Annotated in this window: 19 protein-coding genes; 12 read left to right on the top strand and 7 right to left on the bottom strand. The window is 57.8% G+C overall.

Annotated features, from left to right (window positions below; all coding sequences use genetic code 11):
• Positions 1–21: 21 nt before the first annotated feature.
• The 4 genes from OMR58_RS00945 to OMR58_RS00930 are packed head-to-tail and all read right to left on the bottom strand — an operon-like array spanning position 22 to position 3,855.
• Positions 22–846 carry an ABC transporter permease gene (locus OMR58_RS00945; protein WP_200559114.1) on the bottom strand — a complete coding sequence of 275 codons (825 nt, stop codon included), beginning with the start codon at positions 844–846 and terminating at the stop codon, positions 22–24.
• A complete protein-coding gene (locus tag OMR58_RS00940; protein ID WP_200559113.1) occupies positions 839–1,666 on the bottom strand; it encodes an ABC transporter permease in 828 nt (275 codons plus the stop codon). The genes OMR58_RS00945 and OMR58_RS00940 overlap by 8 nt, the downstream gene beginning before the upstream one ends.
• A 9-nt stretch (positions 1,667–1,675) precedes the next feature.
• On the bottom strand, positions 1,676–2,725 hold the full coding sequence (locus OMR58_RS00935; protein WP_105591845.1) for an ABC transporter substrate-binding protein: 1,050 nt from the start codon (positions 2,723–2,725) through the stop codon (positions 1,676–1,678).
• Positions 2,726–2,748: 23 nt separating this feature from the next.
• Positions 2,749–3,855 (bottom strand): ABC transporter ATP-binding protein, encoded by a 1,107-nt coding sequence (locus OMR58_RS00930; protein ID WP_264545142.1) that lies wholly within the window; start codon positions 3,853–3,855, stop codon positions 2,749–2,751.
• Between the two features lie 522 nt (positions 3,856–4,377).
• Here OMR58_RS00930 and OMR58_RS00925 point away from each other — a divergent pair.
• From OMR58_RS00925 to OMR58_RS00915, 3 genes are all read left to right on the top strand, one after another.
• Positions 4,378–5,481 carry a sugar phosphate isomerase/epimerase family protein gene (locus OMR58_RS00925; RefSeq protein WP_264545141.1) on the top strand — a complete coding sequence of 368 codons (1,104 nt, stop codon included), beginning with the start codon at positions 4,378–4,380 and terminating at the stop codon, positions 5,479–5,481.
• Between the two features lie 72 nt (positions 5,482–5,553).
• The gene (locus OMR58_RS00920; RefSeq protein ID WP_200559111.1) at positions 5,554–6,279 is read left to right on the top strand and encodes a GntR family transcriptional regulator; all 726 of its coding nucleotides are present in this window, start codon (positions 5,554–5,556) and stop codon (positions 6,277–6,279) included.
• A 3-nt stretch (positions 6,280–6,282) separates the two neighbouring features.
• Positions 6,283–7,191, top strand: coding sequence for a LysR family transcriptional regulator (locus tag OMR58_RS00915; protein WP_200559110.1), 909 nt, complete (start codon positions 6,283–6,285; stop codon positions 7,189–7,191).
• Positions 7,192–7,197: 6 nt separating this feature from the next.
• Here the strand turns inward: OMR58_RS00915 and OMR58_RS00910 are convergent, their stop codons facing one another.
• Complete coding sequence (locus OMR58_RS00910) at positions 7,198–7,683, bottom strand: universal stress protein (RefSeq protein WP_200559109.1); 486 nt, start codon at positions 7,681–7,683, stop codon at positions 7,198–7,200.
• A gap of 180 nt (positions 7,684–7,863) precedes the next feature.
• Here OMR58_RS00910 and OMR58_RS00905 point away from each other — a divergent pair, with 180 nt between their 5' ends.
• The 9 genes from OMR58_RS00905 to OMR58_RS00865 all read left to right on the top strand — a co-directional run bounded on the left by OMR58_RS00905 (position 7,864) and on the right by OMR58_RS00865 (position 19,084).
• Positions 7,864–9,411, top strand: a complete 1,548-nt coding sequence (locus tag OMR58_RS00905) for an MFS transporter (RefSeq protein ID WP_264545140.1) — start codon at positions 7,864–7,866, stop codon at positions 9,409–9,411.
• A gap of 9 nt (positions 9,412–9,420) precedes the next feature.
• Complete coding sequence (locus tag OMR58_RS00900) at positions 9,421–10,473, top strand: HlyD family secretion protein (protein ID WP_264545139.1); 1,053 nt, start codon at positions 9,421–9,423, stop codon at positions 10,471–10,473.
• Positions 10,470–11,885, top strand: coding sequence for an efflux transporter outer membrane subunit (locus OMR58_RS00895; protein ID WP_264545138.1), 1,416 nt, complete (start codon positions 10,470–10,472; stop codon positions 11,883–11,885). The genes OMR58_RS00900 and OMR58_RS00895 overlap by 4 nt, the downstream gene beginning before the upstream one ends.
• Positions 11,886–12,370: 485 nt before the next feature.
• On the top strand, positions 12,371–13,534 hold the full coding sequence (locus tag OMR58_RS00890; protein WP_264545137.1) for an FAD-dependent oxidoreductase: 1,164 nt from the start codon (positions 12,371–12,373) through the stop codon (positions 13,532–13,534).
• Positions 13,535–13,548: 14 nt separating this feature from the next.
• Positions 13,549–14,355 carry a transporter substrate-binding domain-containing protein gene (locus OMR58_RS00885; RefSeq protein WP_264545136.1) on the top strand — a complete coding sequence of 269 codons (807 nt, stop codon included), beginning with the start codon at positions 13,549–13,551 and terminating at the stop codon, positions 14,353–14,355.
• A 114-nt stretch (positions 14,356–14,469) separates the two neighbouring features.
• Entirely contained in the window at positions 14,470–15,414 is a 945-nt protein-coding gene (locus OMR58_RS00880; RefSeq protein ID WP_264545135.1) for an amino acid ABC transporter permease, read from the top strand.
• Positions 15,415–15,427: 13 nt separating this feature from the next.
• Positions 15,428–16,246 (top strand): amino acid ABC transporter ATP-binding protein, encoded by an 819-nt coding sequence (locus tag OMR58_RS00875; RefSeq protein WP_279355971.1) that lies wholly within the window; start codon positions 15,428–15,430, stop codon positions 16,244–16,246.
• Positions 16,239–18,248 (top strand): oxidoreductase, encoded by a 2,010-nt coding sequence (locus OMR58_RS00870; protein WP_264545134.1) that lies wholly within the window; start codon positions 16,239–16,241, stop codon positions 18,246–18,248. Before OMR58_RS00875 ends, OMR58_RS00870 begins: the two co-directional genes overlap by 8 nt.
• 26 nt (positions 18,249–18,274) lie before the next feature.
• Entirely contained in the window at positions 18,275–19,084 is an 810-nt protein-coding gene (locus OMR58_RS00865; protein ID WP_205066995.1) for a transporter substrate-binding domain-containing protein, read from the top strand.
• A gap of 62 nt (positions 19,085–19,146) precedes the next feature.
• Here OMR58_RS00865 and OMR58_RS00860 read toward each other — a convergent pair whose 3' ends face one another.
• A complete protein-coding gene (locus OMR58_RS00860) occupies positions 19,147–19,419 on the bottom strand; it encodes a hypothetical protein (RefSeq protein ID WP_264545133.1) in 273 nt (90 codons plus the stop codon).
• 22 nt (positions 19,420–19,441) lie between these two features.
• Complete coding sequence (locus tag OMR58_RS00855; protein WP_264545132.1) at positions 19,442–19,741, bottom strand: hypothetical protein; 300 nt, start codon at positions 19,739–19,741, stop codon at positions 19,442–19,444.
• Between the last annotated feature and the right edge of the window lie 9 nt (positions 19,742–19,750).

Raw genomic sequence — 19,750 nt, 5'->3', positions numbered from 1 at the left:
GTTCCTTGTGAAATCAGTCGATCAGTGATTTTGCGGTCGCGGAGCCAGCACCCGACGAGCGACCAGTAATCCCAACAGGGTGAGGCCAATCAATATCCCGGAGATCGCCGCCACGCGGACGTCCAGTGATTCTTCAATCAGCGCAAACATTCGCAGCGGCAGTACCGTGGTACTGGCGTCCGCGAGGAAAAGTGACACCGTGACGTTATCCAGCGACTGGATAAACACCAGAAACGCACCGGCCAGAATGCCCGGCATCAGCAGCGGCAGCGTGACGCGGCGCAGCGTCATAAACCAGCTGGCCCCCATGGTGGTCGATGCTTCGGCCAGCGACGGGTTCATCCCCTGAGCCACCACCGAGGCAGCGCGATACATCAGTGGGCCAAACACCACGATATGACCGGTGACCGTCAGCCAGAGCGAAGGCTGGAAGCCGACAAAATTGGCGACAATCAGCGCGGCCAGCCCGTAAACCAGGCTCGGCATCACCAGTGGCGCAAGCAGCAGGGGTTCTATGCTGTTCACGCTTTTCCGTTTCATGCGCGTCATTCCAATGGTGGCTGGTACCGCAAACAGCAGCGATCCCGCCACCGCCAGAGCGGCAATTTTCAGCGAATTGCCCGCCGCAATATGCTCGGTTGCGGAGCGAACCGGGTCCAGCAGCGCTTCATACCAGCGCAGTGAAAACCCTTCCGGCGGGTATTTCAGCGTCTGACCGGCGGTGAAGGACATCATCAGTGCGATAACGATCGGCGCGATCAGATAGATCAGGCAGAGTACGCCAAAACCGTAGACAAACACCTTGTAAAGCAGCGCTGGAACAGGATTCTCGCGAAAATTAAGCATGACCGTTCAGCCTCCTGTGGCGTGAAATCATGGAGAGGGCAACCAGTAAACAGCCGGTGGACAGCAGCAGTACAACCGCAATCGCCGAGGCCAGCGGCCAGTCAAACAGCGTGCCGACTTCACGATAGATCAGCTGCGGAACGTAGACGTTGCGTGCCCCACCGATCACCGCCTGGGTGACGAACGAGCTGCTGGTGCTGGCAATCACCAGTATCCAGCCGGCCAGCAGACCCGGCAGCATGACGGGCAGCATCACGGTAATCAGAATGCGCCACGGACCGGCACCGGAAACCTGTGCGGCTTCGGTCAGTGAGTAAGGCGTGCGGGTCAGAATGGCAATCAGCGGCAGCAGGATCAGCGGCAGATCGATCTGACACATCGCCATCACCAGCCCCAGCTCGGTAAACATCAGGCTGGTGGGCGCGCCGGTGATCCCCAGCGCCATCAGCGCATCGCTGATCGGCCCCTGGCGGCCCAGGATGACGATCCACGCGAATGTACGCACCACGTTGCTGGTCAGCATCGGGATCAGCGTCAGAAAAATAATCATCTGCCGCATCGTGCGCCCGCTGTGCCAGTAAAGCAGGGCAATCGGCAGGCCCAACAGGGTGGTGCCGATGGCCGTCTCCAGCCCCAGTCGGGCGGTGTTCACCAGTACGCGAAAGTTAAAAGCATCGCCAAAAAATCGCGCGTAGTGTTCAAGGGTAAGCCCGCCGGGGTGGATAAAGCTGAATCCGATCAGTACAACGAGCGGCACGGCAAAAAACAGCACCGACAGCACCAGCATCGGAACAACATAAGGAAAGCCGCTCTGCTTCATTCCGTCACCTCAGCCTGCAACAAGGGTGTCAAATTCGCGTATCCAGGCATCGCGATTTTTGTTGATGCTGTCCCAGTCGGGATAGACCAGCGTTTTCAACTGCTCGCGAGTGACATAGGCGGCGATCTCCGGCGTCAGTGCGACTTCGCTGTTGGTGGGAAACATTTCGGCCGGTGGCAGCTTGAACCGGTCCTGCGCCGCCTGCGAGATGGCGGCATCCATATAGGCGTAGACCGCATCGGCATTGCGACTGCCGCTGGCAAGATGAATGTTGACCGGGGCGGCCGGGGAACCACTTTCCGGGTGAACAAACTCGGCATTCATCCCCAGGCTTTTCAGGCGCGCCACGTTGCCGGTACTGCACATAAACACCGCGATTTCGCCCTGCTGGAACAGCGTCATCTGATGGTTGGTACTGTCGACGATGTTTTTCATCTGCTCGGGATATTTGCGGAACAGGTCGAACACCGCTTTCATATCGTCCGGGCCGCTGCCGTAGAGTTTGGCGATTTCCGTGTAGGCCATCACCGCCGTGTTCGAGGCAAAGCCGGTCCAGGACACCAGCCCTTTGTAAGCCGGATTTTCAAAAAGGTCTTTATAGCCACGCGGACGCGGCACCAAATCCGGGTTATAGGCAATGCCGTTCACTTCCACAGTGACCGTAGGCCCGTACTCCCCCTGAAAATCGGGGGCGATCAGGTGCCAGTTCTTCAGCCTTGTCGGATCGATTTTCTGAATCAGGTTGTTTTGTACTGCCACCGTCATCTGCCCCGGTGACATCAGCAGCGCGTCGTAGGAAGGATTTCCCCGACTTGCCATCACTTTTGCCAGCTGATCCTGCGCCATCGCCGGGGCGATAGTCAGTCCGTAGCCCTCTTTTTGCAGCATCGGCGTGAGGACAGTTCGATAGGCATCCTCCCAGGTTCCGGGGAAGGTCGCCGCTACCGCGCGGCCTTTATCGGCAGCCATCGCGCGCAGTGAAACGGGTAACATTGCGGCGGCGGCGGAGCCTGCCAGTAGCTGACCAAACCGACGACGACTGATTGGGAAATCTTTCATGGTGTTGACCTCAGGTTAAGCATTCAGGGTTGCGGTTCAGCCGGGAAGGCGTGACAGCGTGTGGTATCAATGTCGGCAAAGAGTGACGTGCCGGGTAACGGGGCCGCTGTACCGGGGCGGCGGACCTCAGAGGCGCGCAGGCTGCTGCCGCAGTCCAGTTTCAGTTCATGAAGCAGCACCGGGCCAAGCGGCACGGAAACGGTGACCGTCACCTTCTGGCTGTTCTCGCCGGGTTGAGGCAGCAGACGCACTTCCTCCGGACGACAGGTCAGGGTCACTTTTGATCCAGGGGTAAAGCTGAGACGGCGCGGCAGGCGCAGCGTGGTATTGTCCGCCAGGCCGACCAGCGTGGTGTCATCGTCAAAACGCAGCACGGTGGCAGGCAGCTGATTGGCCTGGCCAATAAAAGTATTCACAAACAGCGAGCGGGGCCGGTCGTAAACCGCCATGGGGGTATCGATCTGCTCAACGTGGCCTTTGTTCATCAGCACCAGGCGATTGGCCAGACTCTGCGCCTCTTCCTGGTCGTGGGTGACGATCAGCGTGGTAATACCCAGCGTTTTTTGCAGATGCAGCAGCTCCACCTGTAAATCAAAGCGCAGGGCGCGATCCAGTGCTCCAAACGGTTCATCGAGTAGAAGCAGAGAAGGGCGACCGGCAATCGCACGAGCAACCGCCACCCGCTGCTGCTGGCCACCCGACAGTTCACGCGGCAGACGGTTGCCGAATTCATCGAGCCGCACCATCGCCAGCATCTCTTCAACCCGCTTCTGCCGTGCCGGGCGGGAAATCTGCTGACACGCCAGCGGATAGGCGATGTTTTCCGCAACGGTCAGGTGCGGGAAAAGCGCGTAGTTCTGGAAAACCATACCGATGCCGCGCGCTCTGGCGGATAACGATGCGAGATCGTCATCCCCCAACACGATTTTTCCTGCCTTAGGCTGGATCAGTCCGGCGATCGCCCGCAGCACCGTTGATTTGCCACAGCCGCTTGGCCCTAAAAGCGCAACGACTTCTCCGGGTTCGATAGTGAAGGAGATATCGTTTATCGCATTACTGCCGCCGTAGCTGTGAGTCAGGCCCTGCACGCTCAGGCGCTTGCGTAAGGACATGGATTGCATTTCTGCCATAGTGCTTCCCAGGTTGAAGGTGCTGAAAAAAGCCAGGAACGATGTATCAAGGAGATAGCAAGCGATGTGCCAGATTGAATGAAAGAATGAGTTTTGTTTTTAACGATATGAAATTAAACGAAAATAAATTTAAAATATAAATTCGCACAAAGTTTCGCATAAATATGAATCTTTAATTAATCCTGTTTTTACTCATCAATGCTGTTCACGGTGGTGCAAAATCATCCTCATATTGGTGCATTCGCATACACTGGTGGGGAGTTGCCGGAAGATGCAGGAGCTGTAAAGTCTGGTGATTGTGATGAATTATTTAATTAAATCATTGTGATAGATAAATGCTTTGCTTTTCACTGTCATTATTATCCTTGCAATCAAAATTAATAATTAACTTTCGAATATAGTTAAAACAAAAATTAATTATATAAATTTTATTTAAAATTAGTTTGTTAGGTGGTTTTTTCCTTTTGTGGCACATGATTTGCACCCTCTCTGAGCGTTACTAACTATCAAAAGGAAAGAGTCGTGAGATTAGGTATCGATGGGTTGAAGCTGCCGGAAGTGAAAAAGCGCGGCGCGCTGGCCAGTCTGGATCATGTCAAGTCTCTGGGGCTGGGTGGGGTATTCTTCAGTACGCTGCTGGATATGAGCCCCACGCTGGATCGCGGTGCGCTGCGGGAACTGCGCAGCAGGGCCGACGAGCTGGATCTTTATCTGGAAGCCGGACTGGGAAAAATTAATCCGTTCTGCAATGCCGAAGTGCCTGAACTGCGTGCCGCAGGCGGCGGTGACATTATTGCAGGGCTGATCCGGATGATTGAGACCGGCGCTGAAATTGGCTGCCGGGAACTGTGGGTTTCCACCGGGAACTTTAAACCGCAGTTTACCGGGCGCTTTGCGGTTGATCGCTTCCGCACCGACGTCAGCTGGAAAGATCAGCTGCTGGCCACGGAGAAAGTGCTGCGTTTGCTGGCTCCCGCGGCGCGGGCGCACGGTGTGCATATGAATATCGAAACCCATGACGAGATTACCTCATTTGAGATCCTGCGATTGATCGAGGCGGTAGGCGAGGATTGCGTTGGCGTAGTGCTCGACACGGCGAACATGCTGCAGCGGGGTGAACATCCGCTGCTGGCGGCACGCAGGCTGGCACCCTGGGTACGGCAAACCCACATTAAGGACGCCTACGTTGGCCGCGCGCCGGGCGGGCTGGACTTCCAGCCGCGCCCCTGCGGTAGCGGTATTGTGGATTTTTCCCCGATTCTGGCCCTGCTGGCCGGGGTGAATCCGCAGATTAATCTGTCGCTTGAAATTGCTCAGTCCTGCGAGGATAAGCCGCGCCAGGCCTGGCCACGGCAGTGTATTCAGATAGACGATCCGCTGTGGCGCGCGGGCCATCCGGACCTCAACGAGCAGGAGCTGGATGCCTATTTCGTCATGCTGGATGCCTTTGAACAGCAGGTTGCCGCCGGAGAGATTGCCGACTGGGAGAGCTATGAACGCGCGCACTATGGCTATCCCAGCTATCAGCATCAACCCTACGGTTACACGCAGACCGTAGGCTTTATTCAGCAATCCGCCGATCATATCCGCGCACTCTGCGCCGCACAGGGCATCGATTTAAGGTAAAAGTTGCGCAGGAATTTAATTACAGAGATAGTGAAGCAACCGTCTGAATTCAGGTGTGAACAGGGAGAAAACATGAAAAAGCCGCGCGGCCGTCCTGCGGCAGCCGATAAAAGCGCCGACAGCCATGATGATGTCTCTGAGCGGATACGCATTACGCTGGCGAAAGCCATCAGCGAGGGTGCGTTAAAACCGGGCAGCAAAATTCTGGAAGAGGCGATTGCCGATCACTTCGGCGTCAGCCGTACCGTGGTTCGCGGTGCGCTGGGCGTGCTGGAGAGCGATCACCTGCTGGAGCGCAAACGCAATCGCGGCACTTTTGTGGCCGAACCCGGCATTGAGGAAGCGCGCAGCCTGTTTGAGGCCCGCCGCAAGCTGGAAGGTATTTTACTTGAGCTGGTGGCCGCAAGGGTCACTGCTGCCGAGCTGGAATCGCTGGAAAAACTGGCTGACGAGGAAGAACGGGTTCATCAGCACGGTGACGAGAAATCGCGTGCCGTGCAGTCCGGACAGTTCCACATCGCACTGGCGGACCTTGCGCACAATGCGGTGCTGACTGAAGTCCTGGCGAAAATTGTTGCCCGCCTGTCGCTGGTGATGTCGCTGTATGAGGATCATCGCCATGACGACTGTGGCGCGGATCATCACCGGATGATTGTTCAGGCTCTGAAGGATAAAAATCTGCAGCAGGCCCGGCAGCTGATGGAGCACCATCTGGCCGATATCGAAAGCCGCGTCAAGCTGACAACCGGGCAGGGCGATCGCCATTCGTTTATCTCCGTGCTGGAGAATTTTTCCTGACCGATGAAAATTCCTGATTTAAATCTGATTATTGCGCTGGATGCGCTGCTGGACGAGGGTTCGGTGATTGGTGCCGCGCGCAGAATGAACCTCAGCCCGCCGGCGATGAGCCGCACCCTGACCCGTATCCGGCATCAGCTGGGCGACCCGATTCTGGTTAAGTCGGGGCGGAAAATGGTGCCCACCCCCCGGGCGCTGGCGCTCAGGGACGAAGTCCATCAGGTGATGGGCGAGGCGATTCGCCTGCTTCAGCCGCAGTCGGGGGTGGATTTATCCCAGCTGGAGCGCACCTTCACGCTGCACGCCAACGATGTGTTTATCAGCGCGTTTGGCGGCGTGCTGCTCAGCCGCCTGCGGCAGGAGGCGGTCAATGTCGGCCTGCGCTTTACCCCGGAAAACGGCAGCGATGAAGACAGCCTGCGCGACGGCAAGGTGGATCTGTATATCAGCGCGATGCGACCGCTGGGGGACGATATCCACGTGCAGTCGCTGTTTTCCACCCATTTTATGGGGCTGGCGCGAGAGGATCATCCGATTTTCGCCAGCGAGATCACCCCGGAATCCTTTGCCCGCTACGAGCAGATCAGCGTGTCGCGACGCGGGCGCGCGCGGGGGCCGATCGACAAACGCCTGGCGGAGCTGGGGCTGGTGCGCCATATCTCGCTGGTGGTGCCGACCTTCCATTCGGGAGTGTTTTCGCTGGGGAACTCCGATCTGATACTGCCGCTGCCGGGCCACGTGGTCCGCGCGGTGCAGGAGATGGGGATTAAAACGCGGGCGTTTCCGCTGCCGGTGGAGCTGGATGCCATTCCCATCGTGCAGGCCTGGCATCCGCGATTCCAGAACGATCCCGCCCATCAGTGGCTGCGGCGGACTATTCACCAACTCTGTGTTCAATCCGATGGGGCGTAACCTGGCTTAGCACGACTGCTCCGTCTCTTCGTTTTCAACCAGCACCGGACAGGCCGCGAGGTCGATCACTTCCTTCACGATGGAGTGTTCGACCCAGCGCTTCAGCGACGATAAATGCCGGTGCCCCATCACAATCAGATCGACCTTCAGCCTTGCTGCCTGCTGGATAATCACCTGCGTTGGCTCACCGCCGACGATCAGCCCGCTCACCTTGCGATTCTCCCAGCGCAGGCTGCCAACGGCCTGGTTCACCGTTTCCTGCGCGGCCTGATATTCGCGATCGGCCGGAGGGTAAATCAAACCGTCGCTGGCCTCCGTTGCATGCTGCTCCTCCAGGTAAAAATAGTTTTCCTCTGGCAGCAGATACGCGCCGTCGACCACGCACAGAATATGTATTGTTGCCGGGTGTCCGGCGGTGATTTTACGGCTGAGCTCAATCACCGCCAGCGACTGCGGCGAACCGTCCAGCGCGACCAGTATCGTATTAAACATGCTGTTTCCTTCTTAGGCAGGGTTAAAGCACGCATCTTCCGGTTCTCAGGCGGGTAAATAAATGCCTCCGGGCGCATCTGACCAGTGCGCCAGACGCACGCCTCGGCTGCACACATCGCAATTCCTGTCCCTCCTGCATCTTTCTAGACTGTGCGCCTGATCGACTGGAAAGGATGAACTATGCAAACACTCGCGCAACCCAAAGCTGCGCCGCCCGTGGCGGCGTTTGACCTGCGCATCATGACAGGGCTGACCGGTATTTTGCTGGCATCGCTGGTGGCCGGATTAAACGAGCACGTAACGGATATCGCCATGACCGACGTTCGCGGCGTGCTGTCGGTCAGCCACGATGAAGGCAGCTGGCTGACCACGCTGTATGAAGCCGCGCAGGTGGCGGCGATGGCGTTTGCACCGTGGTTTTCGGCCACGCTGTCGCTGCGCCGTTTTACCTTCGGCGTGACCGCCGTGTTTATGCTGGCGGGGATGCTGTGCCCGCTGGCACCCAATCTGCCGACCCTCTACGTGCTGCGCACGATCCAGGGGCTGTTTGGCGGCTGCCTGCCGCCGATGCTGATGAGCGCGGCGCTGCGCTTTTTACCGCCGGGGATCAAGCTGTACGGCCTGGGGGCCTATGCGCTGACGGCAACGTTCGGACCGAATCTGGGCATCCCGCTGGCGGCGTTGTGGACCGAGTACACCGGCTGGCAAATGGTGTTCTGGCAAATCATCCCGATCTGCCTGCTGGCGATGGCCGCCGTTTCCTGGGGTATTCCACAGGACCCGCTACGGCTGGAACGCTTCGCGCAGTTCAACTGGGTTGGTCTGCTGCTCGGACTCCCGGCCATTACCTCGCTGGTGGTGGTGCTGGAGCAGGGCACGCGGCTGGGCTGGCTGGATTCACCGTTTATCTGCCGGATGCTGCTGCTGGGGCTGACAACCCTGACGCTGTTTATGATCAACGAATGGTTCCATCCGCTGCCGTTTTTCAAAGTGCAGCAGTTGGCGCGGCGTAACTTAACCTTTTCGCTGATTACCCTCGGCGGAGTGCTGGTTGTTCTGGTGGCGGTGCCGGGGATACCGGCTGGGTATCTGGCGGAGATCCAGGGCTACCGGCCGCTGCAAACCGTGCCGCTGGCGCTGTACGTGGCGCTGGGTCAGCTGGTTGCGCTACCGCTGGTCTCGGCGCTGTGCAATTTCACTCGCGTTGACTGCCGCTGGGTGCTGGCCTGCGGTCTGGGTCTGATCGCCGTGACCTGCTACCTCGGCAGCGCTATGACCTCCGACTGGATACGCGACAACTTCTACGGCCTGCAAATGCTGCAAATCCTCGGGCAGCCGATGGCGGTGATACCCCTACTGATGCTGGCGACCAACGGCCTGCCGCCCGCCGAAGGGCCATTTGCTTCCGCGTGGTTTAACACCGTGAAGGGCATGGCGGCGGTGGTGGGTAGCGGCGTACTGGAAGGGTTGACCACCGCGCGTGAACATTTCCACTCCAACACGCTGGTCAATCAGTGGGGCAACAGCGGTCAGGCGCTGTCGATCCCTCCTTCTGACGGTGAAGGCCTGTCCGCGCTGGCGGAACAGATCCACGTGCAGGCGGTGGTACTGGCTTCCGCCGACGTTTATCAGGTGATGACTCTGCTGACCGCGATTCTGATTTTCTTTATTCCTTTAATGGCAACCCGCGTGTATCCACCGCGACCGCTTGCCGCTTCTCATGCATAAGGCTTGAACATGACTTTATTGAAATTGACTAAGAAGAACGTACCGCTTGTGGCCGGAGCCGCCGTACTGGCCGTGGCGGCAGGGATCGGGTTTGGCCTGCTGGGCGACAGCGCCGACCAGCGAACCAACGATGCCTTTATCCGCGCCGACTACACCGTGGTCACGCCGCGTATCACCGGGCAAATTGCGCGGGTGGCAGTAAAAGACAATCAGTATGTGGAACAGGGGCAGCTGCTGGTGGAGATCGATGACCGCGATCTGCTGTCGGAACTGAACGCGGCAGAGGCCAGCGTGGTGGTACAGCAGGCCACGGTGGACAATGCCAGTGCCAGCCTGGCGCAGCAGCAGTCGATGATTGCTCAGGCTGACGCCACGCTGGCCGCCAGCCGGGCCGGTTATGTCTTTGCTAAAGCGGAGCTGGCGCGCTATCTCGACCTGGCCGCCCACGGCGCGGGCAGCCAGCAAAATGCCCAGCTGGCACGATCGCGGATCGACACCGCTCAGGCCAACGTGGCACGCGATACTGCCACGCTCAACGCCGCCCGGGCGAAAACCGTGGTGTTACAGGCGGAATTCCAGCGGGCGCAGGGGGAGCTACAGCGATCGCAGGCGATGCTGGATACTGCCAGACTGAACCTGTCGTACACCAAAATCCTGGCCCCGATTGCCGGATGGGTCGGGCAGCGCGTCGTGCGTGAGGGGGCGTACGTCACGCCCGGCACGCCGATGCTGGCGGTGGTGCCGCTGAATAAAGCCTATGTGGTGGCCAATTTTCAGGAAACCCAGCTTGAGCACGTGCGGCCAGGGCAGCGGGTGGATATCCGCGTCGACAGCTTCAACGGGGCGCTGCTGCACGGTGTGGTAAACAGCTTTGCCCCGGCAACGGGCGTCACCTTCTCGGCGATTACGCCGGATAACGCCACCGGCAACTTTACTAAGGTGGTGCAGCGTATTCCGGTCAAAATTGAACTCGACGGCGGTCAGCGGCAGGCGGAACAGCTGCGGGTGGGCATGGCGGTGGAGGCCACTATTCATACCGTGAAGGCAGGAGAGAAATCATGAAACTGACTGCCTTAGCCACCAGTATTCTGCTGCTGAGCGGCTGCATGGTCGGCCCGGACTTCACGCCGCCTGATGTGAGCAGCCCGCAGACGTGGCCGCAGGGTCACGCACCGGGGCGCATTGCTGAACGCGAACTGCAGCCGCAGTGGTGGCAAATTTTCCATGATGACACCCTGACCGCACTGGTTGAGCAATCCGCGCGCAGCAACCTTGATGTGCAGGCGGCGGGCGCGCGTCTGCTACAGGCGCAGGCGGAGCACCGCGTGGTGACCGGGGAGAGCCTGCCGTCGGTTGACGCCACGGCGTCGTACCAGCGCGCCCGCAACAGCCAGAACGGGCTGCAGGATATCTCCGGGCTGGGCGGTAAAAAGGCCTGGAGCGTTTGGCAGCCGGGCATCGGCGCATCCTGGGAGCTGGATATGTGGGGACGGCTGCGGCGGGAACGCGAATCGTCCGCCGCCCGCGTAGAGGTCAGCGACGACCAGCGCCGTGCGGTGCTGTTAACCGTGCAGGCGGCGACCGTCAGTGATTATTTCCAGCTGCGCAGCGTGCAGCTCCAGCGCGATATCAGCCTGCAAAACCTGGACATCGCCCGCCACAGCCTGAAGCTGACCGGCATCCGCATGGACGACGGCGTGGCTACCCGGCTGGAGGTGGCCCAGGCGCAGGCGCAGGTAGCCTCGGTGGAATCGACCCTGCCGATCCTCGAACAGCAGGAAGCGCACCTGATGAACTCGCTAAGCTTCCTGCTGGGTGAAAACCCGGGGGCATTAACCGAGCGGCTGGCCGGTAGCCGACCGCTGCCGCTGACGCCGCCGGAAGTGCCGGTTGGTCTGCCGTCCGAGCTGGCGCAGCGCCGACCGGATATCCGCGCCGCCGAGGCGCAGCTGCATGCGGCCACCGCCGATATTGGCGTGGCGACCGCAGATTTCTATCCGAGTATTACCCTGAGCGGCAACGTCGGGTTACAGGCGATGCAGTTTAGCCAGCTGGGGAACTGGGGATCGCGCCTTTACAGCTTCGGTCCGTCGCTGAATCTGCCGATATTTGAAGGCGGACGGCTGCGCGGCCAGCTGGCGCTGAAAAAAGCACAGCAGCAGGAAGCGGCAATCCACTTCCAGTCCACGGTGCTCAAGGCCTGGCATGAAGTGAGTGACGCGATGGTGGATTACGACACCTATCAGCGCCAGCGCAGCCAGCTGGCAACCCTGGTGGAAAACGATCGCATCGCGCTGGCGGCGGCATCGAAGCAGTACGAGGCGGGTGCCACCGACTTCCTCAACGTGCTGACCATGCAAAAAGAGCTGCTGGCTTCGCAGCAGGAGCAGGTAAAAAGCGATGCCAATGTGTCGCTGGCGCTGGTACGGCTGTATCAGGCGCTGGGAGGGGGATGGGAGAACGGCAAGAGTTAACCCTCGCTTTCTCATAAAGTAAAACGCTCAATTAAAAAGGTTACGCAACTGGCGTAACCTTTTTATTGTCGGCGGTAAAAATACCCGATGACGGCTTATTCAACCCACAACGATCGGATTATTATATTGATTCACTGAAATAACGATAAATCCCGGCCTTTTTTAAAAAGAGTTTAAAAATTTTTTTTATTCATTAGGTTCATTAAAGAATAAAGAAACCGTTATATAATTCGCGGCATATCTGTTTTACCGAATTACATAGCCGATATAGTGATTTTACAACCCCCTCTGACCATTCCAGTATGGTTGTCTTATTCCGGCGGAATGAATGTTGGCAGAAGCCATATCGATTATTTCGCCCTGTCACCCGTTTAATATTTTGCGCACCTGATGCTGAACGCTTTCCCCGCGCCGCCTGTTCGCTGCGCGTAAGGGAGAGCCCTCGACAAGCGCAGAACGTATTTTCTTTTAAGGCTGTCGCAATCATGACCATCAAGATAGCAGTGGTAGGACTGGGTGCGCTGGGCTGTGCAACCCTGCTGGCACTGGCACGCAAAGGTTTTCACGTTGAGGGATTCGAGCAGTATCGCGTCGGGAATAATATCGGTGCATCAGGTGGCCGTTCTCGTCAGCATCGACTGATCTACGGTGAAGGCGCGGCTTACACGACCTTGCTACAGCGCGCCAGTCAGCTCTGGCATCAGCTGGAGCAGGAACAACAGACACAGCTATTTTGGGGGGGAGGATGCCTCACCATCGGCACGCCTGACAGCCCGTGGTTTACGGCAGTGGAAAACTCGGCGAAGCAACAAAATCTGCCCCATGAGCGACTATCGCGCGCGGCGCTGAATCAGAGATTCCCGCGCCTGAATATTGATGAAGATGAGGAAGGCATTTTTGACCCCGCCGGGGGCATTTTGCTGACGCATGAACTGCTGCTGGCGTCCGCCGGGCAGGCGCAGCAGTTGGGGGCAAAGATTCATGAACAGACTCAAATCGACGAGATTGTGGCGCGAGACGGCGCGGTCGAACTGACGATTAACGGTAAGGTAAGCACTTTTGATCGGGTGATTGTGGCCACCGGTGCGTGGAGCAAGCGGCTGCTCCCCGATTTACCCATCTCCTCACGCCGACTCGGTATGAGCTTCCACGTGGGCAAAGAAACCGGCTTCGACAGCGTGGCGTTTCCTCCGACGATGCGCGTAAGCGCCGGGCGGGCGATGTGGAATACCCAGCCCCTGCCGGATGGCAAAAACTTTAAATTCTTTGTGGGCGATGCCGAGCTGAATGAACAGCACGACCCCGAACTTGTCGCCACGGAAGCCACTAGCAGTCTGACGCCTGTTCTCCACGAGCGCCTCGATCGTCACGTGACGGATGCGGTGAACGGCGCACACCGTACCATTGTGGGCGGCGGCACCTGGCCGGAAGCCTACACCCACGATCAGGCTCCGCTGATTGGCGAACTGAAAAACCATCCCCACGTCTGGATTGGCATTGGCCTGTCCGGGCATGGCTTCAAACTGGCCCCCGCGCTGGGCGAGTTGCTGTCTGAGGCCGTTGCAGGCGAAGTCAATATTGCCCGCGACTGGCCTCTCTTTTCGCCTGAACGGCATTTTGCTGAACCGCAGGCGGTTTACTCTCGATAATCACCGGGTATCTCATGAAGAAAATATTACTGGCTGCTTTAATCGGTAGCCTGACGCACGCTGCACTGGCCGCGCCTTTAGCAATAACGTTAAAAGATAAACAGCTGCACGGCATTATGCAGAATGACTACGAACCGGTCGTCTTTGTAGACGATAAAGGGGAGAACAGCGGCTATTTCTACGAAATAGTTTCAGCGGCGGCAAATAAGCTGGGCGCGAAGCTGGACGTTAAGAATGGCACTTTTGATACCTTCATTCCCGGTCTGCAAAGCCACCGTTACGATCTGGCGCTGGGCACCGATGCCACCGTACCGCGCCAGCAGGTCGTGGATATCGTGCCTTTGATTGATGCCGGTTATTCGTTTATTACCCGCAGCGATGGCACCGTCAAGCTTTCCAGCGAGCTGACATCGCTCTGCGGTCATTCCGTCGCAGCCCTGGCCGGGCAATCTACCATTGATGCGCTGAACCAGCAGGCAGCGGCCTGCCAGCAGCAGGGCAAACCGGCGCTGAAGGTGGCCATCTATCCGTCGCGGTCAGCGGCATGGCTGGCGGTAAAAAGCGGTCAGGCGGAACTCACCCCGGTCTATACCGGCGAAGCGGGCTGGATAGTTAAAAAAGATCCAACCTGGCGAGTTACCGGGCCGGTATTTAACAGCGGTCAGTCCGGTTTCGCCGTAGATAAACAGCAGGGTCATGCCCAGCTGTGGGCTGACGCGGTGAATGCGCTGATTGCTGACGGCAGTTATCAAAAGATTTTACAGAAATACGGTGTAGAAAGCGTGGCGCTGAAAACGGTGGTGATCAACCCGGCTAAATAAGCCCCCGTCAACATCGTAAAAAACCGGCAAAGGAATGCATAAATCGGCATTGAGCAGAATAGTGATAACTGACTTAATGCCATTTCATTACCTTTATTGTTAACCGGTAATATCATGAGTGAAATAAATGAAAGCCTGGTGAAAATTGTGCCGGGTCATACTATTCGACCGCCCAATCAGGCCGTTTCGTCCTCTAATTTCGACACGCTACAGCGTATTAATCAGGCGGAAGAAAAACACGGCGTTCGCCAGGCGTGGCGCTGGCGCAGACATCTTTCTGCGATCGCCTTCAGCGCCATCTTAATTATTTTAATCTGGCAGGCAGCGGAAAACCCGGCATTTGACTGGCCGCTGGTGGGGCATTATTTATTTGACGGCCAGATCCTGAAAGGCCTGTGGACAACACTCTGGCTGACCGCTCTGGTGACCCTGCTGAGCGTGGTATTTGGTGTGGTGGTCGCTTTAATGCGGCTCTCGCGTAATCCGGTCGTTTCACTTTTCGCCTGGAGCTATATCTGGCTGTTTCGCGCCACGCCACTGCTGGTTCAGCTGCTGTTCTGGTTCAACATTGGCTATCTTGTACCGCGCCTGACGCTGGGCTGGCCCGGCGATACTCCCTGGTTCAGCGTGTCAACGAACGATCTTATTAGCGCGATTGGCGCCTCGATTCTCGGTTTAACCCTGCACGGCATGGCTTATTCAGCGGAGTTTATTCGGGGAGGGCTGCTGGCGGTACCGCAGGGGCAGAAAGAAGCGGCCACCATGCTGGGACTTTCGCCGTCAGAGATATTTATCAAAATCACCCTGCCGCAGTCGCTTCGCACGATTATTCCCGCCCTGGGAAATTTCCTGATTGATAATTTAAAAGGCACATCAATTATCAGCGTGGTGGCGGTGACGGAGCTACTCTACTCTGCCCAACTTATTTACAACCGAAATTACAAAATTATTCCGTTATTACTGGTGGCGACATTCTGGTATGTGGTTGTCACGTCCATATTGTCTTTATTACAACACTGGAGCGAGCGTTATTACGGTCGCGGGTATCATCGAAAATAATTAAGGTTCTGCTATGAGCGAATCCCCTGTCCCGGCTTTGGATAATAAAAAGTCGACGGTGCTGCGCGCCCGTCGTTTACAGAAACGCTATGACGATAACATCGTCCTGCAGCATATCGACCTCGATATTGTCGAAGGCGAAGTGCTGTGCCTGATTGGCCCATCGGGTTCGGGTAAAAGTACCCTACTGCGCCTGCTGGCGACGCTGGAGTCGCCGGACAGCGGCGTGGTGTTTTTTCACGACACGCCGCTGGGCATTGTTGAGCGAGGCGGCAACTTATATACCGCCCCGGAAAAAATCATCCGGCAGCAGCGCGATCGCATTGGTTTCGTCTTCCAGCAGTTCAACCTGTTTCCGCATCTGACCGTTCTGCAAAACGTCATGCTGGCCCCGCGCCTGCAGGGCCAGCGTGGGAAAGCCGAAGATAAAGCGCGCGCGCTGCTGGAACGTGTTGGTCTGGCGCACAAAGCGGATGCCTGGCCCGCATCGCTTTCAGGAGGGCAGCAGCAGCGCGTGGCCATTGCCCGTGCCCTGGCGCGCGATCCCGCGTTGATCTTGTTTGATGAACCGACCAGCGCGCTCGACCCCGAGCTGGTTAATGAAGTACTGGCGGTGATGACCGATCTGGCGGCGACCGGGATCACTATGGTGGTTGCCACCCATGAAATGCAGTTTGCCCGCCGGGTTGCCAGCAATGTGGCGTTTCTGGATAAGGGCCACATTGTGGAATATGGCTCACCGCAGCAGGTGCTTGATGATCCGCAGCAACCGCGGACGCGGGCCTTCCTGCAACAAATCTCCTCTCTGCGCAGCGAGGCTGAACATGTCTGAGATCATCGTTAAAGCACCGGTATTTGAGGCCGTTTTCCAACCGCTGCGGGTGGGGCATTTGCTGCTGCGAAACCGCATCATCAACTCCGGCCACGGTACGTCTCTGGGGCCGGGCACGCACAACGAAGATTTACTGGCCTACGAAGCGCGGCGGGCTGAAGGCGGCGCGGCTGTAGTGATCACCCAGGCGAATGCGGTCAGTGCGGGCTGCGGTGATTTTTACGTGCACGATGAAGCGCGGGACGGCAAATACGATCGCCTGGCCAGCAGGATACAGGCGCACGGTGCTTACTGCTTTGTGCAGCTTAATCATCCCGGCCGTCAGGCGTTTCTTGGCCCGAATCGCAGCGACGGAATTTTGTTTTCTGCGTCAGCGATCCCGCAGCGCGAATACGGTGGCGCGGTTCGCGTGCCGCTGGCGCTGGATGAGGCGCAGATTGAACAAATCATCGAAGATTTCGCCGCCGCTGCGGAGGCCGTCGCGCAGACGAAAGTGGATGGCATTGAACTGCATTTTGGCCACGGCAATCTGGTGCAGCAGTTCCTCAGCCCGGAAACCAATGTGCGGGAGGACCGCTGGGGTGGCAGCGCGGAAAACCGCAGCCGTTTTGCGCTGGCGATCCTGGAACGGATCCGCGCCCGCATCGGCACCCGATTAGTCGTGGGCGCGCGCGTCAATCTGGAACTGGCACCGCAGGCGGAAGAAAGGGCGGAACTCACCGAGCAGATTGTGGCGCTGGGTAATAGCGGCCTGCTGGATTATCTCTCCGTGAGCGGCGGCAATTTTTCCAGCGGCTGGGGGGTGGCAACCAATCTGCCGGACGCCAGCTTCCCGCCTGCGCTGTGGCAGCAGGCGGCAGCGACGCTGAAGCGACAGTTACCGCATTTACCGATCTGGCTGGCCGGGCGCGTGCTGAACGTGGCGCTGGCGGACAGGTTAATTACCGAGGGTATTTGTGACGCTGTCACCATGGCGCGTGAACTGGTCGCCGATCCCGATCTGCCGCGTAACGCGCAGCAGGGAGCAAGCGACCGCACGCGCCCCTGTGTCGGTATTCAGTCCGGCTGCTGGCAGCGCGTTGCCGACGGCAAGCCTATTCACTGCGCATTCAATCCGGTTGCTGGACGTGAAGCCGAGGCAGCGCGCTGGCAGGCACCGGTCAACGAAAAAGCCTTAAAAGTGGTGGTGGTCGGAGCCGGGCCTGCCGGTCTGGAGGCCGCGCGTAATGCGGCCCTGCAGGGGCATCAGGTGGTGCTGTATGACCGCGCATCGCGCCCCGGCGGGCAGCTGGCGCTGATTGAGCAGGTGCCTCATCGCCAGGATCTGCGCAATATCATCGACTGGTATGTCCGCGAACTGACGCACAGCGGGGCAGAGTTCCGCCTGAATGAAGAGGTGACGCTGGACAAATTACGAGCGGCGGCTGCCGATCGGGTGATTATCGCCACCGGCAGCCAGGAAACCGCGGTCAGCAGCGGGCATGCCGGTTTTTCGGGCGAGATCCTCACCGTTAATCAGGCGTTACAACACGCCTCCGGCGTTCCCGGTTCGGTGATGGTTTATGACGAATGGGGCGGCCGCGCGGCACTCAGCGTGGCCGAGTTTCTCGCGCAGCAGGGCCATCAGATTGAGTTTGTCACCTCCCTGAAATGGGCGGGACAGGGACTGAATGACACCGTTCGGCTACCCGCAGTGAGTCGTCTGGCGAAGCTTGGCGTGCATTTCCAGGCGGAACACCGCGTGGCGCTGCATCAGGGATGTTTACAGGTACAAAATCAGCTCAGCGGTGCGTGGAACCCGCTCTCCGATTCATTCGCCATGCTGGTGACCTCACTGATCCCCGCCGGGAATAACGCGCTGTATCTCGCCGCGAAGCAGGCCGGGTTTTCTGTACAGCTGGTGGGGGATGCCCGTGCACCGCGCGGACTCACTGAAGCCACGCGGGAAGGCTATCTGGCGGCGCGTTCATTTGGCAACGTTTCTTTAATTCAGGCTTTGTAGCCGTCACTTCAACTTGGGAAAAAAGAATGAAAAAGAGCTTTATTGCACTGTCAGTCCTGCTGGCGGCGAGCCAGGCTAATGCCACCACGATCGCCAACTCACCCTACGAGGGAAAAACGCTGGTCACCGCAATCCAGTATGACTGGGAGCCGCTGTCGTACAAAAACGACCAGGGGCAACCAACGGGTTATTTTTACGATATTGCCAATGAAGCAGCGCATCGGCTGGGTGCAAAATTAGCGGTGACCAGCGGTGATTTTGCCGCCGTGATACCGGCGATTCAGTCGGGGAAATTCACGCTGGCGGCCGGGCTGGACGCCACGCCAGAGCGTCAGCAGGTGGTCGATATCGCCTCAACGGTGCGGGCAGGCTATCAGCTGATTGTGCTGAAAAACTCCCCCCTGAAACAGGACGTGAAGCTCAGCGATCTGTGTGGTAAAACCGTTGCGCTGCTTGCCAGCCATCCGTCGACGAAAACCTTTGAGCACATTTCACAGCAGTGTGAATCGAGTGGCAAATCAGCGGTGAAAGTGAGCCAGTTCCCCGATCGCGGCGCGACCTGGCTGGCGCTGCGCTCCGGTCGTGCAGATGCCACATTGGGCTATACCGGGGAGAATGGCTGGCTGTTGCAGAAACAGGCTGATTTAAAGCGCGTCGGACCCATCTTTGACACGGTCTATGCCGGAATTCCCGTCAGTAAATCTTCAGGCAATGCGAAATACTGGGTCGAAGCGATCAATTCATTGATCAAAGATGGCACTTACCAAAAGATCCTCGCCAAATATGGCGTTGAGGATGTCGCCATTGACCATTCTGAGCTTAACCCAGGGAAATAGTTACCAGGGCTGATGGCGGTTGAAACGTTGATAAGCAGGATACAGAACGGTAATTGAATCGTTTATATTTCCTCTGCGTTATTAATATTTTTGAGCCAGCGAATCAGTTCACCCTCGACTTCTTGCAGGATATTCATGAAGTCCGTGAGCGGAAAGCGCCTTTCAGCTTCCCGCTCAAGAACAATCTGATCGAAGAAAAATTCGATTTCCACTTCTTCGTCCTCATCGTCTGTTTTAATCAGCCTGCAAAGGATTTGGCTGTCGAACAGAATCTCACCGTAGATATCTTCGGATGTTGGACTGGTGGTATAGACAACCTCGAACTCATTTCTCATTTTCCGATCCCTCGGTAGTCTGTCAGATCCTGATCGGCCGACGAGTAAGAATTTTGACGAAGGCACCGACCAAAAGCGCAGAGTAGTACAGGGGAACGAAAATTAACCCCAGGGCAATCAGCATCGCACCGGCGGAGAGTAATAACGCCACGGTGCTGTCCGGGGATTGTAAGGCCAGCAACCCCTTTTCAATGCCCGTCAGAAATGTCAGCCCCTGTAGCCGGGCGTAAAGCCATGACGTGCCGACAAGAACCGTACCGATCCAGAAGCTTATCCAGCAAAGCGCTGAAGTAAAACTAACCATCGTTTGTCGCATTAACATCCTCTCCCT

Origin of the sequence: Erwinia sp. INIA01, assembly GCF_025947915.1 — a bacterium.
GTDB classification, from domain to species: Bacteria; Pseudomonadota; Gammaproteobacteria; order Enterobacterales; family Enterobacteriaceae; genus Erwinia; species Erwinia coffeiphila.
The sequence above is the reverse complement of the archived record's forward strand: the minus strand, read 5'-3'. Positions and strand labels throughout refer to the sequence as shown.